Here is a 255-nt window from a genome sequence, read left to right on the forward strand (position 1 = left end):
CTAGTACGTCATTGAATCCCGCTCCCGTCAAGATATCCGAACCAGCCAATCCATTGATACGATTTGCTGCATCTGTAACACCCGTCAGATTATCAACTCCACTTGTTCCATTTACCGTGATTTTTGACGTGATGACGCCATAGTCCCATATCCTCCCATCAGCAAATTTCACTTGCTCTACTGTGCCGTAATTTGTATTCCCGTAAAAGTAGTTCGGAATACGAATCGAATCAGTCCCACCGAAACTTAATATCA

At 43.5% G+C, this 255-nt stretch carries 1 protein-coding gene; it reads right to left on the reverse strand.

The genetic code is table 11. The features are described from left to right. Positions 1-255: calcium-binding protein (locus KDM90_RS17730; RefSeq protein ID WP_212676952.1), on the reverse strand; the 255-nt coding region annotated here is incomplete at both ends.

Source organism: Affinundibacterium fentianense (assembly GCF_018139545.1).
In the GTDB taxonomy this organism is placed as follows: domain Bacteria; phylum Pseudomonadota; class Gammaproteobacteria; order Burkholderiales; family Burkholderiaceae_D; genus Undibacterium; species Undibacterium fentianense.